Here is a 16735-nt window from a genome sequence, read left to right as displayed (position 1 = left end):
CTTGAAGACGCTAGAATTCCATACTGTTGAAGATACGTATCTGCGGTATGCTAATTGGTTTTCTAGAAGTCTGGACGGCCTTTTAGATAATGATGAATTTTATGAAGATGATCGGTTCCTCCAATTTTTGGGGGAACTATCCGTTTTATGCATTTTACTCGAAAGCTATGACTATCCTAAGGGTTCCACCTCTGGTGCGATGAATGATCACTTAGAAAAACTGATCGAATATTACCTAAGAGCGTATCCATGGAAGACTGATCCGAAATTATATCGATTATCTTGTTTACTTTCAAATGCGACACAATCTGATAAGTCTAGGTCCCTGCTACAGCTTGATTACCTTCGTGATACAGCAATTTCCCAGTTTTTCTCAAAAGAAAGAACGCCATGGGAAATCTTGACATTAAAGTACAGTGAAAGCCCAACTGAACTGTGTAACAGTAACTTACTACCTTCTGAAGTTAACCTAGTCTCAACGTCCTTGCTGAACTCTAGTTGCTCACCGCACCTATTAACTAGGGAGGGGCTATATGCCATAACGCATATTGTACTTTTTTCAACTAGATTTGGAATTTGTGACATATCATCAGTAGTGAGTGACCCTGCAGTTTTGAAGGAACGGCTATTCGAGATCCTCGAATATACATTGCTCGCAGACGAAGCCGATATTTCAGCAGAGTTCATCCTGTCCATACTGGCTCTTGGAGTTAGTTGGGATGAAGTCGCTACTCAATTTAGAGAAACTAACGCAAAGTTCGAATTTCCAGCGTTGTTCGAGGATCAAGAGGCTGTCCAAGCTGAACCACAGAGATTTTGGGACAAATATCACACTTGTCTGGTTGTGTTGATGGTATGTGTTCTAGGCAATAAATCTTATGACAATAATTAATTCAGATACTAAAAGATTACTAAAAGAAATAGGGGCTGAAACGCAGATCTTTGCGGATGTAATACTAGAAAAAGAAAAAAAGACCTTGCTGGAACATATTTTCTTAAGGAGGTTTTCAAACTGCTATAATCTATTTCCAGTTCTAGATGTTGATATGCTAAATTTTGAACTCAAATCAGCTGATATAGGTGCTATCCCTGACTTAGTGGAATGTGACTATTGGTTAAGTTTAAGTGTTGAGAGTGAAAACCCAACTTTTGCTTGCCTTGTTCGAAATGAAGTTAACTACGGGAAATTGGCAAGGGAGATTGTATCAAGCAGAAAATTTGATCCCAAGACCGTGTTTTGGGCTGAGTTTAGACCATATATTCGAACCCTGGGTAACGAATTCTTCTGCGGGTACTTTACTATGCTCCAGAGTCTAAGTGAGCATCGAGATTTTGGTCTAGCTATCGCAAGGCGATGTATTGTAGATGAGAAAATTAGGTTGCTTGAGAGCGTTCTTGAAGTGATGTCTGTTTGTGCGCCGCCCGCCATTTTACAAACGATTGTCGAGGATGTGGTTGGGTTTCTGGCTCATAAAAACAGGCTGGTCTGGACTTCAAACGACGAAAAAGTGAATGATACATTGAGAGCTCTCTGTATTCTTCCTGTGCTTGATGGCTTAAGCAAAGAGGGTAACAAGTTGACACCATTTTTCAGCTATTTGAGGGACGCAAAGTGAACTTTTATCTAGCTTTACCATTTGTATTTTTGGTCCCACCGTGTACCGCTAGCGCAGATTCTCTTCTGGAGCGAAGTCACATTTTTGATGTTTCGATAGGTGAAGTGGTAGTCACGGATTTCCCTGTATTGGTAGATTCGGATCTCAGCCGCATGCCTCAGCCACCAGAAGAGGCGGCTTTGGCCGCAAATATGCTGTTTAGAGATAGTCTGGACGAATTTGAGGCTTTGCTGCGTATGCCCGCAGCAATTGTCCCCTATGAAGAAGGCCTCGAGAGCGTATTCTATCCCGACGACCGCGAAGAAGTCACTGAGACAGAAACGTACCCCGCAAGCGCAACGGTTCTAATCACGTCTTCAAATTTAGGACGGTGTACCGGTTGGGTCGTTGCTGAAAGGACATTAGTAACCGCAGGTCACTGCGTTCATGAAGGTGGTGCTGGAGGAAGCTGGGCTGAAGACGTTCGTGTCTACGCTGGCCGGAACGGTTCAGTGTCACCGTTTGGTAGTTGTGCCGTAAGCCACATGTTCTCAGTTGAAGGCTGGGTAGTGGAAAGGGACAAAAACTATGACTATGGCGTTCTGATTGCTGACTGTGAACTGGTAAGCGTAACTGGCGCATTTGGTCTAGCGGACCCCGATCAAGAATGGTTAGAAAGCGCTATAGAAGTGACTGGCTACCCGGTAGATAAGCCTTTGACGCAATGGGCCGCCGAAGATAAAGTCACACTGGTGTATGAATTAAAGCTCTTTCATCGTGCAGACACGATGTCTGGTATGAGTGGGAGCGCCGTTCATACCGGTGATCTATTTGTATTTGCTGTGCATACTAATGCGCGGCATAATGGAGCACCTTGGCGCTCTAATAACGCGGCTACTAGGTTAACGGAAGCTCGGCTGTCAAACATTGCCCATTGGATCGATTTTGAAGGGAATGACTAAATTGACTTTAATCGTTCTATGAATAAAAATTTGAAATCTCAGAATAGTCCGTAAAATGAAGCTAACCTCGAAAGGGGTTATCTTCGATCTCTGCTTTGGGAAAGCTACATTGCAGAAATTCCTGGAGAACTTGAGGGCAGCTCTGAGTCGCCCGCCATAGTGGGCCAGCGTTCTGAGATATCAGTGGCCACAGAGATCGACGCGGCATCTCCGTGCTCGACACATAGGTATAAGACGGTACCGCCGATTTTGGGTTGCCCCAATAAAAGCGGCACAGCTTGCAGGTAATCTTTGTTCACATCCGAAAAGCTAAGCTAGGCATCGCTGCTACCGAAGAGTTCTTCGACATCGACGCGTAGATACAGGTGACCAAATCCGTCGCTTCCAGATGAAAATGGCTCAACTCCGCCGGCTTGCAACCTGCTCACGAGAGTTCTCCAATCCACGTCGTATTCAGCGGCCATTGATGCTTGGGTAACAAATTTTTCATGAAACGCTGCGATATCGCTTTCTGTAACATAAAAACGCTTCACACCGGATTTTGTCACAACCACATGGCTTGCCGGCGTAAGTCTGGCACGCACAAGTCTTATAAACGCTTGGTCTCCCCGCATGCCGACCGAACGTCCAAATGCTGCTGCCGTGCAGATTACCCCAGGCAGAAGGCGTGGCCCGATCGTGATTTTATGAGGGTTTTCAGCTAACAGTTTGTTCATTTCGGCTTTGGAGACACAAAAGCTTCTGTAACCATCAACGCCTTCGAACTTGGCAAGCTGTAGACGTCCATCGCGTATGGCCTCTATAACAAAACCAACATCCAGTTTTGTTCTCGACTTAGCTTGCTGGATGACCTCCCAGTGTTTTTCGTCGGTGACCGTTTTTGCTACCAAATCATTGAGATCATTAACAAGATTTATCCCATCTTCGATGCGCCAGGGAGACTTGACAGTTGAGATATTCGTGACAGGAATGAGTAATTTCGCCTCGGCCAAAGACTTAAACTGCTTGTGTCGCGCCCATTGCCTCACGCATGGCGATCGGGCCTACTAATTTTGGGATTTCTGCGATCAGTTTGGCATACCGTACGGCATCAAACGTTTTTCGAGATGCTGGCCTGGTGTCATCCGCAGGGTAGGCTCCCGCCTCAACAAGAAGTTGGTCCAAAAACTTCTCACCCACTCCCGCTTCTTGAGCTGCTGACAACAAGCAATGAAGTTTTCTTTCTGGTAGCGTAAAGCCTAGAATTTCTTCATTTGCGGCGACAGGCCAAACCAGAATAATGCGGTCCCAAAGGACGTGCCGAAACCCGTCAAAAGCACGATCGTTGCGATGCGCTCTGGCGAGGCTTCTATATAGATCCCCAAAGGCCTTGTTTGGTAGATCACCTGCACTTGAAGCGTCGGCAGCAAGTTCTTTGTAGGCATCGCTGACCGCGTCGTTCCCTTTTGATGCTATGTCAAAACCTGTGCGTTGTGCAGCCCTCATATAAGTGAAGTCGTTAGGGTGTTTCTCGTTTCGCAGCCGCAACATCTCTGTTCCTAGAAGTCGGCAAAATGTTGTCGCTGCGTAGAGGGAATTATCAACCAAGCACGTGGGATCATGTCCGTTTTCGAGGCGCTGGTCGAGCCACAGATCATAAGCGGTCGGCTGGGTTTGCGTCAGATCAAATTTTCCGTCCTGAAGATCCTTGAGAACATCGAAAAGCCTTGCTCCGATATTGAACCGTTCAACAGGCTTTTTCCGCTCCCAAAGTGTAACTAAGGGGTGTTTGTGTCGAACGCAGACTGACATCTCTCGCAGTTGCCATTCACCGCGCATCGCCATCGCGGCCAATGGCCTTTCTGGATCCGTTTCAGCATCTTCTTGCAAGCAAATGGGGCATCCACGAACCCTCGGGTTCTTCAGGGCGCGGGAAACGAACTCCTCACCACGGAAAATCATACGCACATCGTCGGATTTTTCCGCTGTCCACGCTCTCAAAGTAGAGACAGATTTGACATCGAGGCCACCGATCGCAGCGATGATATTCAGAACCTCCTCATTTGGGTCGATCAGCTTCTTCATCGAGAAGCCCATATCGACGCAGAAATCCACCGTATCCACCCGGTTCATCGCGGCCATGCGTGAAACGAAGGAATGCAACGTTTCACGGTGAATGGGTTCAGGTCTTAGAGCTAACGGCTTCATGAAAGATCTTTGTATCAGGCTAAGGGGGGTGTACCCCAATAAAGGTGTCAGGCAACTGAAAAGCGGTACTTTCAATCGATTGAAGTTTAAACTGATATGCGCCACTACTCGTGGATAAGTTGTCCCTCGAATTCGACGGGCTTAAAATATTTGAGGACATAAATGAGCATTGAAAAGACGCTATTTGCAGCTGCGGACAAAATGCGCGGTTCGATGGATGCCGGTGAATACAAGCACATCGCACTCGGTATGTTGTTCTTGCGCTATGTTTCGATGTCATTCGAGCGCTTACATACCCGGCTCAGCGAAGATGAATACTCCGACGCTGAGGACCGCGATGAATACTTGGCCGAGAGCATCTTTTGGGTGCCGGAAAAGGCGCGCTGGTCCATGCTCGCCAAGCAATCCAAAGACGCCAAAATCGGCATCATGATCGATGAAGCCATGCGCGCGATTGAGGCTGACAACGAAACCCTCAAAGGCGCATTACCTAAGGTCTTCGGCAAGGAAAGCGTCGATCGCGCCATGCTCACCGGCCTGATGGACCTGTTTTCTAACATTAAGCTGGAAGGCACCAAGGACGACTTCGACCTGATCGGGCGCATCTACGAATACTGCATTGGTGAGTTCGCAGGCGCTGAAGGCAAGCGTGGCGGCGAATTCTACACACCCAAATCCATCGTTGATACGCTGATTGAGATGATCGAACCGACCAAGGGTCGCGTTTATGATCCGTGCTGCGGCACCGGTGGTTTCTTTGTGCAATCTGAGAAATTCATCGACGCCCATTCTGGCCAGATCGGCGACATCGCTATCTACGGTCAGGAACGCAACCACACCACCTTTGGTCTGGCCCGCATGAACCTTGCCATTCGCGGCATCTTTGCCGACATCCGGTGGAATTCCGAAGGTACACTGGTGAAGGATGCTTTCCCTGATGAACGCTTTGACTACATCCTCGCTAATCCGCCCTTCAACATCTCTGACTGGTCGGGCGAACTACTGCGTGAAGACACGCGCTGGAAATATGGTGCGCCGCCTGTGGGCAATGCCAACTTTGGCTGGATTCAGCATATTCACCATCACCTTTCCGCGTCCGGCATCGGCGGGGTGGTCATGGCGAACGGCTCCATGTCGTCGATGTCAGGGGGCGAGGGCGATATCCGCCGCGCATTGGTCGAGGGCGACGCGGTGGATGCCATGGTGGCCCTGCCGGGGCAGCTGTTTTACGGCACGCAAATTCCGGCCTGCCTGTGGATCATGGCCAAGGACAAATCCAACGGCATCGCCAAGGAAGCCAAGTTGCGCGACCGGCGCGGTGAGGTGCTGTTCATTGATGCGCGCAAGATGGGCGCGTTGGTGCCTGGTAGCCGGAAGCAAAAAGAGATGTCAGAGGAAGAGGTCGCAAGCGTCGCGCGCGCCTATCACGCTTGGAGGGGGGAGCCGGACGCGGGGGCGTATGAGGACGTGCCGGGTTTCTGCAAGTCCGCCAGCTTGGATGAGATCGCCAAGCACAACTACGTGCTGACCCCGGGACGGTACGTGGGCGCAGGAGCCTTGGAGGATGACGGCGAACCGTTTGAAGAGAAGTTTAGACGTTTGATGGGAGAGCTGCGCGGTCAGTTTGCCGAAGGGCGGCGGCTGGAGAAGGAGATTGAGGAACGGCTAGGGGCATTGGAATGAGTATTGCGCTTCCGGATACTCTGCCTTGGCCAAAAGTGCAGATGCGCGACGTTTGCACACTTCACTATGGAAAAGCGCTTACGGCAAGCAAAAGAAGGCCAGGAAACATCCCTGTATATGGTTCTAACGGGGTCACAGGGTGGCATGATACTGCGCTCAAGTCTGGCCCAACTGTAATGCTGGGCAGAAAGGGACAGGGTCCTCTGGGAGTGAAGTGGTGTGAAGGGCCCTTCTGGGTTATCGACACGGCCTACTACACATCATTCTCTAATGCTGTTCTGCCGCGATTTTTCTACTATTTCACGAACTTGATGGGGCTGAACCATCTGAAGGACGGCACGTCCAACCCCAGCTTAACAAGGGATGTTTTTTCGTTTCAGGACTTTCCTTTGCCTCCGGTCCAAGAACAAGCAGAGATCGTATGCATTTTGGAAACGTTGGATGACAAGATCGAGTTGAACCGCAAGACGGCGGCGACGTTGGAAGAGATGGCGCGGGCATTGTATCGGTCTTGGTTCGTCGATTTCGACCCCGTCCACGCCAAAGCCGCAGGCCGCGCCCCCGCCCACATGGACGCCGCCACCGCCGCCCTCTTCCCCGACAGTTTCGGCGAGGATGGCCTGCCGGATGGGTGGGAGATGGGAAGCGTGGAAGAAGTTTTCAACGTTGTAATGGGACAGTCACCTCCCGGGAACACTTACAATGAAAGCGGCGAAGGTCTCCCCTTCTTTCAAGGTCGGACTGATTTCGGTTTCAGGTTCCCAACTCGCAGAAAGTATTGCACCGCTCCAACTCGGATCGCACCTTGGGACAGCATCCTTCTCAGTGTTCGAGCGCCCGTGGGCGATCTCAATCGCGCCTGGGAAGAATGCTGCATTGGACGCGGTGTTGCTTCGCTTTCTGAGAAGTCTGGACGAAGTGCATACGGTTACGAGGCCATTTGGGCTTTGTCGGAAGATTTAAAATCCTACGATAGTGAAGGCACGGTATTCGGCTCTATCAACAAAAAGCAGCTTGCCGGATTGGAAATCGTGGTTCCATCCGAGCCGCTAAAAGACGCCTACGAAGCCGAAGCCGTTGCAATTGATGCAAGAGTTCGAAACATCACCGCTGAAATCCAAACCCTCGCCGCCCTCCGCGACACGCTCTTGCCGCGCTTGATGTCCGGCGAATTGCGCGTGTGTGAGGCCCGCGAACAGGTGGAGGAGATGGTTTGACTGCTATCGCCTCAGGAGATTTTCGAGCAAAATTGCGAATATGGGCCGATTGGGTTTGGAGTCGGCAAGAAGCGGCGTTTCACAAGGGGCTGAAGCTACAGGAAGAAACGATTACCGAAATGCTTTTGTTGCGCATTGCAGAACACACAGAAGGCCTTGGCGTTCATGTGAAGATGTTCAACAAATACGAGGAAGGTGGCCGCGCCGCCAAGAAAGGCAAGCCAGCCGTCCAAGGGAATGGTGCCGACTGGGAATGGTTTGTTGAGACGCCGGAATGCATGGTGGGGTTTCGCGTGCAGGCAAAGGTCTTGTTTCATAAGCAAGACAAGCGCGGCGGCTATGTTTTAGGGCGCTACGATGGCTTGAAAGTTGGAAGCCTGCAATCTACCGATCTGATTTCGATGGCTGGCGATGCAAACCCCATTTATTTATTTTACAACCACGGTTTGGTGAAGGACGTTCATCTTTTTAACAACTCTGGGCCACCCGACCATTTTGGTCAAACCTGCTGGGGCTGTTCTGTCGCAACTGCGGATTTCGTAGCTGCCAAGAAGAGTAATAAACTCTCAGCTCTGATTGGTGGAATGGTACCATGGCACCTTTTCTTTGGAATTGGAAAAACATGCCGAACCAAGGAGGCCATGAAAACCATGGCGGGAAATCAAAGCTTCAGGCGTGCCACACACCGCCCTGAATGGGTTCCGATGCTTTCAGATACTATCGGCGCGTTAGATGAAGATAGCAGAATATACTTGGATGAATTCTTATCCGAAAGACGGCTTGAGGGCGTCGCTCATATTAAGATTGATGAATAGCGAGATATTTTATGTTCCAAGTTAACCGTTCCGAAAACCGCCTGCAGAAGCTTGAAGAAAAGCGTTTTGCCGATCTCAATCTGCGTGAGCGAGAACATTTGCAGGAATGGCTGGCAAATCAACCAGACGCCCTGGGTGAAGAGCTGTTGATCATCCAAAAGGAGTTCGACGGGTTCGCTGACACCCGCGAGCGGCTCGACCTTTTGGCGCTCGACAAGGACGGGCAGTTGGTTGTGATTGAGAATAAGCTCGATGACAGTGGTCGCGATGTGACTTGGCAGGCGCTGAAATACACAGCCTATGTGTCAGGTCTGACGAAGTCGCAGATCGTTGATATCTATCAGCAATACCTCGACCGTTACTGCGGTGGCGGAAATGCTGTCGCCAACATTTGCGAATTCTTAGAGGAAGAAGAGCTGGACGAAATCGTCCTGAACCCCGGTAACGATCAGCGCCTGATGTTCATCGCCGCCAATTTCCGCAAAGAGGTGACCGCTACGGTGTTGTGGCTGCGCGAGCATGGCATCGACGCACGATGCTTCAGAGTGACGCCTTACACCTTCGGCGACGAGTTGTTTGTCGACATTCAACCCGTCATCCCCACACCAGAAGCTGCGGATTTCATGATTGGGATGGCAGAGAAAGAGACCGAAGCTCGCGGGGCGCAAGGTGAACAAAAAAACCGTCATAAATTGCGACGCGACTACTGGGAAATGACGCTCGATGCACTGAAGGAGGCGGGAGATACGCTCTATCAAAACATCAGCCCGGGGAAGGACCATTGGCTGAGCGCCGGGTCGGGGCTGCGGTCATGCCCCTACGCGCTCATCTTCGCTAAGTCTGAGATCAGGGTCGAGTTCACTTTTGGCCGGGCTGATGCCGTTGAGAACAAGTGGTTGTTCGACCGGCTGATTGAAAAGAAGGACGAGATCGAAGCCGCGTTTGGTCATGAGATCGAGTGGCTGCGCCTGGACAACAAGAAGGCCAGTCGCCTGCAGTTTGGGCGCCCCTGCGAAGGGTATAACCGCGAAGGATGGCCTGAATACGTGGCATGGCATGTCGAGCACATGCAGAAGTGGGAACGCGCGTTGAGGGGCCCCTTGGCGGAGTTGAACCAAGGCCTGAAATCCGGGGAGAACCTGATCTGATGGCTTGGGCAAGCGAAGCGGACCTTGAAGCGGTGTTCATGGAGGATTTGGGAACTCTTGGGTATTCCTTGCATCATGGATCCGAAATTTCACCTGAAATGCGAAATCCGATGCGTACCAGCTTTCGCGAAACTTTCCTGCTAAGGGTTTTTTTTGAGGCCCTCAAACGCTTGAACCCGGAGTTGCCAGATACGGCGATACAGGAAGCAGCCGCTCGCGTGCATGATGTGGTGTTTGCGACAGATCTGGTTCAGGAAAACCGCAGGTTACACGATCTGCTCGTCAATGGTGTGGCCCTGAGTTATTTCGCCGACGGCGAGGAGCGGAACGCGCGGGTGCAGCTCGTTGATTGGACCAACGAGAACAACGACTGGCGTGCCATCAACCAAGTTGACGTGGTCGGAAAGAACCCTCGCATTCCAGATGTCGTGCTGTTCTTGAACGGGTTGCCGTTGGTTGTAGTTGAATTGAAAGGCACTGAAGGTGCGTACATCGACGCGGCGTATCGCCAGATCGATACCTATAAGGAAGATATTCCTGACTTATTCCGGTCAACGCTGCTGACGGTGATCTCGGATGGGTTCAACGCACGCTATGGTTCTCTTTCTGCCGGTCTTGACCGCTTTATGCGTTGGCGCACCGTAGATGGGGAAACGATCGAGGCGGAAAACTCGACCCTTGCATTGCAGACACTGACTCAAGGTTTGCTGACCCCCGAAACGCTCTTGGACATGTTGCGATGGTTCGTAGTGTTCGAGGACGAAGGTAAAGGTCCGATCAAAAAAATTGCAGGCTATCACCAGTTCCACGCTGTGCGCAAAGCTGTCGAAACGGTGATGGCGGCCAGAGACACAGACGGAAAAGGCGGTGTCATTTGGCACACGCAGGGCAGTGGCAAGTCGCTTCTGATGACTTTTCTTGCGGGACGCGTAATGCACCACGCTGGGCTGGAAAACCCAACACTGCTTGTGTTGACGGACCGGAATGATCTCGACAACCAATTGTTCGGAACTTTTGGCCGCTGCAAAGATCTACTGGGGGAAGAGCCGGTTCAAGCCGATAGCATTGTCGCACTCAAGGCGCTTTTGAACCGTGAGGTGGGCGGGATTGTCTTTTCGACCATCCAGAAGTTCCGCCCCGAAAAAGGTGATATTTTCCCTGAGCTTACGTCTCGGTCAAATGTGATTGTGATGGTCGACGAAGCGCATCGTACACAATATGGGTTTGAAGCTAAGCTGAAAAAAGACACGGGCGAAGTTCAGCACGGGCTGGCTTATCAGTTGCGGCAGGCGCTTCCCAATGCGGTCTATGTGGCCTTCACAGGTACTCCGGTCGATTTGGTCGGTGCAAACACCAGAAGCGTGTTTGGCGAATACATTGATGTGTATGACATCGCGCAAGCCGTTGAAGACGGCGCCACGGTGCCGATCTACTACGAAGCCAGAGTCGCGAAAATCGAAATGGACGACGACTTGAGCAGTGAGCTTGATGAAGAGTTCGACGAGGCCACTGAAACACTGGAGGAGGATCAAGCCGCTGCTGCAGCGCGGAAATGGTCCCGTGTCGAAGCATTGGTCGGGGCTGAGAAACGTCTGGATACCGTGGTTGAGGATATCCTCACACATTTTGATGCCCGCATCGAAGCGATTGACGGGAAGGCCATGATTGTTTGCATAAGCCGCCGGATCTGTGTTGAAGTCTATGAGCGCATCGTAGCGGCGAGACCTGATTGGCACAGTGACACGGATGACAGCGGCACCGTGAAAGTCATTATGACAGGGAGTGCGACCGACCCAGCGGAATTCCGACCTCATGTACGCTCCAAGACCCGTCAGGAAACGATCAGGAACCGTGCGAAAGACCCTGATGACCCTTTGAAGATCGTTATCGTGCGGGACATGTGGCTAACTGGTTTCGATGCGCCCTGTATGCACACATTATACGTGGACAAGCCCATGAAGGGGCACGGCTTGATGCAAGCTATTGCGCGCGTAAACCGGGTTTTCAGGAATAAGCCCGCTGGCCTGATTGTCGACTATATCGGTATTGCTGCGGACTTGAAGAACGCATTGGCGCACTATTCACAGTCAGATCAACAGCAGACCGGTATTAGTGAGGCAGAAGCAGTCGCAGCCTTCATGGATGCACTTGATGTGGCGCGGTCACAGCTCCATGGCTTCGACTATTCCACCACTCTGGGTGGCACGCCGGCCGATCGACTGAAGATACTGCCAGCGGCGTTGAACCACGTCCTTGAAAAGGAACGAGATGAAGGCGAAGGTGCTGGTGCCGTAAAGCGCTTCAACGATGCTGTTGCGGGGCTGGTGAAGGCCTTCAAACTGGCTTCTGGGAGTACTCAAGCAAAATCAAGCACCGAAGAGGTCGCATTTTTCTCTGCTATTCGATCCGGATTGGAGAAAGTCGGTGCGGTTGGTCGGGTTGGTCACAACGGTTCGCCTGACTTCGCAATCCAGCAATTGGTGAACCGAGCCGTCGTATCTACGGAAGTCGTCGATATCCTTGAGGCCTGCGGGTTCGATAGACCGGACATCAGCGTCTTGTCAGATGCATTCATGATCGAAATTCAGAATATGAAGCACCGGAACTTGGCTGTTGAAGCGCTCAAAAAGCTCTTGAATGGAGAGATTACTTCGCGGACTCGCACGAACGTTGTACGCAATGAAGAATTCTCAACACGTCTTGAGCAGGCCATTGCCAGCTATCATAATCGCAGCGTTGACGCGCTTCAGGTGCTGCAAGAGTTGATCGAGATTGCCAAAGATCTGCGAGATGAGCCTGAGGATGGGCTCAGTCAGGAAGAGCGAGCATTCTATGATGCGTTGGCTCAAAATAACAGCGCTGTCGAGATAATGAGCAATCAAGAGCTGCGGGTCATCGCAGCCGAACTCGTCGATACGGTTAGGAAGAACTCAGGTACAGATTGGTGGCGCCGCGATAATGTCAGGGCAAAAATGAGGGTGACCGTTAAGAAAATCCTGCAACGGCATGGCTTTCCTCCAGACCTTGCCACGGATGCTGTGAAGACAGTGTTGCGGCAAGCTGAGGCACTAGCAACTGCAATTCTTTGAGAGCCAGGTAAGATGGCCGTCAGGTGCTTCATGTTTGAGGTACCGGTCTAACGATGTGGCGCGCTACGAGGTGCGAAAAAAAGTTCCAGTGTCGAAAATTTAGGTGCTAATTCACGGTAAAAACCGGAACGCTTTTGCATGGTAGGGTAATCTCTCTATTCGGAAGTGGTTTCTTGCTGCAGAGGACGTAATTCGATGTAATGCCCTAGATAGGGCGACCGATTTGCTGACAGGCCACCAGTTCAAGGGTCGCATCGGACTTTATATAAGTTAGCTCATGCGCTGAAGAGGGTTCTGGAAGATGAGTTCTCTACTTTGGCCCCAGGACTTTTGTATCGCTGCATATACTCGGACGAAGTCCAGTCACTACCAAATCTAGTCCAACGATCACCTGACCGCATGTGACGTTTATGCAGCCCGTTGCTCCGGGTGCCCCACGCGATCAGTGCCTCTCAAAAGGGACAATTTCTTTTCAAAAAATTTCTCGCAGCTCTATAAAAGCGAATTTTTTCCTCCTAGTTCAATTTTAGAACGGGGAAAACGGAGCTCGGTAAATGGATGGACAGGCGAAAATTGCTGATGGTTTTTGGCTAGGATTGAAGGCATGCGACGAACGCCACTCTTCGGATTTTCGCACTAAGCGTATGTAAATAAATGATTATTTGACTCGACTCGATTTCAGGTCAAAGCTTAAGTTCACCAAGTGCGAATTTTGACCAAACGGAACACAAGTCTGCGATAGGAAGGATTTGAATGAAAAAATGAAAGAAAAGAAAAGGGGCGAACCGCTGGAACGGCCACCCCCTTAAGACTGGAAAACCAGCCTGCTTCTCACGGCATGTGTATCTGAGTGATCGATCTCAGACAACGACTTTCCGGTTTCTTTGCTGACAGCGCGAATAGCGACACAGTGCTACCCTGGTCGATCGCGCAGCTAGCAATCTTTCGAAGTATCGAGGCCCCGGTCCTCTGAACCGGCCCCACTCAAAAAGCGAACACAAAAACGCATTCCTTGCTGGAATGTGACCGGAGAAATTATGCCTTACAACCGAACAGAAGAGAACCAAGATCAATACGCCAACGCTACTTTTGGCCCTCCGCCAATTGCCGACCCAGATGATCCATTCAGAGTAGTCAACTCCCATCTCGAAAAGATGGAACTCGGCAAATCTAGCAGTTCTTGCAAGCTGTCCTTTGTAACACGGCTTAACCGACACGCTGCCCTGCAGGAGTTTTGGTGCGCGTCCTATGAAGAAGCTTGCGTTTATCAGAACTTGGCTGGTCACCGTGATGTCATCAACTTCAAAGAGCAGCTGACCCGCGTTGATTTTGTCAACAAGAAGGGCAAAGCGACCTACACAAAGGTCGATGCTCATGTGTTGCTGAAAGATGCGAAGGAAGTCCTGTTCTCCGTCAAATACGATGAGAAATCCCAGCGTACATCATATATTGCGGAGATCGCACACATTGCAGGCCAGTGCAGCCGGCAGATCGCTGATCGGTTCAACCTAGGTTCGCGATATGCGTTTCATCCGATCTTTCGCAAATGTGCTGCCGAAATCCACTCAGCACGTCGTGGCTGGGACCCCGAGGCAGACCGTATCGTGCTTGAAGTGGCAAACGACCTCGGCAGGCCCGCGACCTTCGGTGAACTGGTAGAGCGATCATCTTTGAGAGGCCGCGGGCAACGTGCCGCTATTCGCTTGATCGGTGATGGGGACATCAAGAAAGACCATCTTGATCCCTTTGCCGTCGGCACACTTTGTGAGGTGGCAGCATGAACTTCTTCGGCAACCTTACGCAGGCTGATCGCGTGCTCTTTGAGGGCTACGAGGTATGGAACGTAGCGCCAAGGACGGACACTGCGACCAAGGAAGTCACGCACTATTCGCTGGCTGTTTGCACTGGAGATGACGCGAAGGTCAGGATTTTCCGGCCCAAGGAGATCAGGGAATTGATCAAGACCGAGCGGCTGGTTATCGACCGCGGTTACTATAGTGCAAAACGCGCTGAAGTTCGCAGAATGTATGGGCGCAAAGAAATCTACTTTGCAGGTAAAAAGCGCCGAGAAACGATCGGGCGCAAGGTTTTCCTCGCGCAGCGCATGGCACAGTGCTGCCGTGAAGGCATGACTCGGACGAGGCCAGGAGTTGACCAGTACCGTGCGAGGTTGCAAGCGGACTATAAGCAATTCCAAGTTCGTACGAAATACGGAACGGAAAGAGCAAACACCAATCAAAGGCTTCATCCCCTGCCATGCAATGACACGTTGCTTGGATACCTCCGAAAATTTGAGAAGTCGGCGGGAGATCCGAATGTGTTCAACCTCGAACGCGGCGGGTCCACAAATCCAGCCGTTGTAGACGACAACTTGAATTTTGTCCTGAGTATCCTGCAGCAGTATGCACAGGGCGGACCCAGCCCCAATGATGAGTTGCCAACCGGTAAATCATCAAAACGAGAGATTGCTGAGCGAGCGGTTGAAGCAGTCGCCAAGGAAAATGCTTCTCGTTTGGAGCTGGGACGTACAGACCTGATTCCAACAAGGAGTGAGCGGACTTATGAACGCTACATCGACTTGTATCTGGACCCCTTCACCGTTGCGGTCCAGCGAGAGGGGTTGGCAAAGGCCACTAGAGATTTTGGAACATCAGAAGCGGGTTTAGGCGTCAAGCAGCTGGGCGAGGTCGTCCAATTCGACGCATGGCAGTTTCATATTGTGTCGCTCGATACCACTCGGGCCCAATACAACCAGATGACAGAAGACGAACGCAGGAATGTGAAGCGCGTTCGCCGTTGGGTTGTCGCCGCAATCGACGTCGCCTCCAGAGTTATTCTTGGGTATTCGATCTGCCGCAGCCCAAACCAAAACTCCAGCCTCGAGGCGCTGCAAATGTGTTTTATGGATAAGACATACCTGCTTCGCAACGCTGGAATTCATGATTCTCACTGGAAGTACGTTTGTCCAATACAGCTTGTATCGACTGACTGTGGCTCAGAGTTTGGGAAGCATCCGTTTGGAGGCGCTGAATTTGCGGGAGCCGTGAAGCGACTTCGCTCGTCTTTCATGAATACGACTGCAGGTGTTGCCTTGCTGCGCGGTCATATCGAGAGGTTTTCCGTACTTGCGAGTTGGGTTTTGCCCGCCAAACCCCTGGCTGGACAGCAAGTAAGCCCTCGAAATTGAATGACCGCAAGCCCTATGAGGAGGCATGCATTACGGACGACGAGCTTGATGGAGTCTTTGTTACGTTTGTGGCGAAGTATCATTCTTCTTCTCACGGGGGCCTCAACAGTAAAACACCAGCTACGGTCTGGGAGGACCTGAGCAAAGACTGTTCCTTTGATGATACGCAACTTCCAGGTCCACAAGACTTGCGAGAGGCCTGTGGTTTCTCGACGACAGCAAGGATTACACAAGAAGGCATTCGTTACGCCGGTGCTGTCTATCAGAACAGACTTATCCGCGAGGACAGGCTGACGCCCGTTGCGGAACGGATCGCGGCTCCGGACGGTGGGGTAAACATCATTGTTGATCCAAGGGATATGGGAGCGATTTCAGTAGTTAGTCGCAACGATACTTTTGCCGTTCCGGCCCTTGATGACACCATGCGCGGCAAGACGCTGCGTGAGTGGTCGGCGGAATGTCAGACGAGACGGGCGGAAGCCGACGCTGATAGAAAGATGCGGCGTCATCAGCGCGACGAGGCAGATCGTGCGCGCGCCAAGATCACTCGAAACGCGATGCGGCAGAGCGACACTGGCCTTTGTGGATACACGCAAACCGAAGTTGATCGAGCGAGGCTCGAGCTGACATTCGGGAAAGGCTCGAACGAAGAGCCTTACGTTGGTCGCGATGAATATCAGGATCCAGTTTATGGCGGCTTTGAGACCGCTGAACCTGAGCCAGCATTCGCTGAGGACGAACCCACCACCGAAGAGCCGGGGGATGAGTACGGCGTGAATGCGGTGGTTCAACCTGATGGGCCGGGTAGCATGGACCGGTTCAGGACCAAAAAGAAATTCTCGAGCTGAGAAG

The 16735-nt window shown here is 51.3% G+C and carries 13 protein-coding genes; 11 read left to right on the top strand and 2 right to left on the bottom strand.

The genetic code is table 11. From position 1 onward, the window contains the following. Nucleotide 1: 1 nt before the first annotated feature. From HRQ87_RS00530 to HRQ87_RS00520, 3 genes are read left to right on the top strand one after another with little or no spacing between them, the layout of a single operon-like run. Nucleotides 2-892 (top strand): DUF6895 family protein, encoded by an 891-nt coding sequence (locus HRQ87_RS00530; RefSeq protein WP_174134408.1) that lies wholly within the window; start codon nt 2-4, stop codon nt 890-892. Beyond that, nucleotides 879-1616, top strand: coding sequence for a hypothetical protein (locus HRQ87_RS00525; RefSeq protein ID WP_174134407.1), 738 nt, complete (start codon nt 879-881; stop codon nt 1614-1616). Before HRQ87_RS00530 ends, HRQ87_RS00525 begins: the two co-directional genes overlap by 14 nt. Further along, complete coding sequence (locus tag HRQ87_RS00520) at nt 1613-2557, top strand: trypsin-like serine protease (RefSeq protein WP_174134406.1); 945 nt, start codon at nt 1613-1615, stop codon at nt 2555-2557. The genes HRQ87_RS00525 and HRQ87_RS00520 overlap by 4 nt, the downstream gene beginning before the upstream one ends. Before the next feature lie 314 nt (nt 2558-2871). On the opposite strand, the gene HRQ87_RS00515 is transcribed toward HRQ87_RS00520, so the two are convergent. Together HRQ87_RS00515 and HRQ87_RS00510 are read right to left on the bottom strand one after the other, a co-directional pair. Then, nucleotides 2872-3549 carry a hypothetical protein gene (locus HRQ87_RS00515; RefSeq protein ID WP_174134405.1) on the bottom strand — a complete coding sequence of 226 codons (678 nt, stop codon included), beginning with the start codon at nt 3547-3549 and terminating at the stop codon, nt 2872-2874. A 4-nt stretch (nt 3550-3553) separates the two neighbouring features. Beyond that, nucleotides 3554-4744, bottom strand: coding sequence for a TniQ family protein (locus HRQ87_RS00510; protein ID WP_174134404.1), 1191 nt, complete (start codon nt 4742-4744; stop codon nt 3554-3556). Nucleotides 4745-4906: 162 nt separating this feature from the next. Between HRQ87_RS00510 and HRQ87_RS00505 the strand changes: the two genes are divergently transcribed. The 8 genes from HRQ87_RS00505 (at nt 4907) to HRQ87_RS00470 (ending at nt 16731) form a co-directional block, all read left to right on the top strand. Then, nucleotides 4907-6427, top strand: coding sequence for a type I restriction-modification system subunit M (locus tag HRQ87_RS00505; RefSeq protein WP_174134403.1), 1521 nt, complete (start codon nt 4907-4909; stop codon nt 6425-6427). Continuing rightward, nucleotides 6424-7644: a restriction endonuclease subunit S gene (locus HRQ87_RS00500; protein WP_174134402.1), complete on the top strand. Its 1221-nt coding sequence runs from the start codon at nt 6424-6426 to the stop codon at nt 7642-7644. Before HRQ87_RS00505 ends, HRQ87_RS00500 begins: the two co-directional genes overlap by 4 nt. Continuing rightward, nucleotides 7641-8459, top strand: coding sequence for a hypothetical protein (locus tag HRQ87_RS00495; protein ID WP_174134401.1), 819 nt, complete (start codon nt 7641-7643; stop codon nt 8457-8459). The genes HRQ87_RS00500 and HRQ87_RS00495 overlap by 4 nt, the downstream gene beginning before the upstream one ends. An 11-nt stretch (nt 8460-8470) precedes the next feature. Next, nucleotides 8471-9607: a DUF4268 domain-containing protein gene (locus HRQ87_RS00490; RefSeq protein ID WP_174134400.1), complete on the top strand. Its 1137-nt coding sequence runs from the start codon at nt 8471-8473 to the stop codon at nt 9605-9607. Further along, entirely contained in the window at nt 9607-12696 is a 3090-nt protein-coding gene (locus tag HRQ87_RS00485) for a type I restriction endonuclease subunit R (RefSeq protein ID WP_174134399.1), read from the top strand. The genes HRQ87_RS00490 and HRQ87_RS00485 overlap by 1 nt, the downstream gene beginning before the upstream one ends. 1037 nt (nt 12697-13733) lie before the next feature. Then, nucleotides 13734-14477, top strand: a complete 744-nt coding sequence (locus HRQ87_RS00480) for a hypothetical protein (protein ID WP_174134398.1) — start codon at nt 13734-13736, stop codon at nt 14475-14477. Continuing rightward, nucleotides 14474-15883, top strand: a complete 1410-nt coding sequence (locus HRQ87_RS00475) for a hypothetical protein (protein ID WP_174134397.1) — start codon at nt 14474-14476, stop codon at nt 15881-15883. Before HRQ87_RS00480 ends, HRQ87_RS00475 begins: the two co-directional genes overlap by 4 nt. After that, nucleotides 15880-16731: a hypothetical protein gene (locus tag HRQ87_RS00470; RefSeq protein WP_174134396.1), complete on the top strand. Its 852-nt coding sequence runs from the start codon at nt 15880-15882 to the stop codon at nt 16729-16731. The genes HRQ87_RS00475 and HRQ87_RS00470 overlap by 4 nt, the downstream gene beginning before the upstream one ends. Nucleotides 16732-16735: the final 4 nt, after the last annotated feature.

Source organism: Parasulfitobacter algicola, from assembly GCF_013315265.1.
In the GTDB taxonomy this organism is placed as follows: Bacteria; Pseudomonadota; Alphaproteobacteria; order Rhodobacterales; family Rhodobacteraceae; genus Parasulfitobacter; species Parasulfitobacter algicola.
The sequence above is the reverse complement of the archived record's forward strand: the minus strand, read 5'-3'. Positions and strand labels throughout refer to the sequence as shown.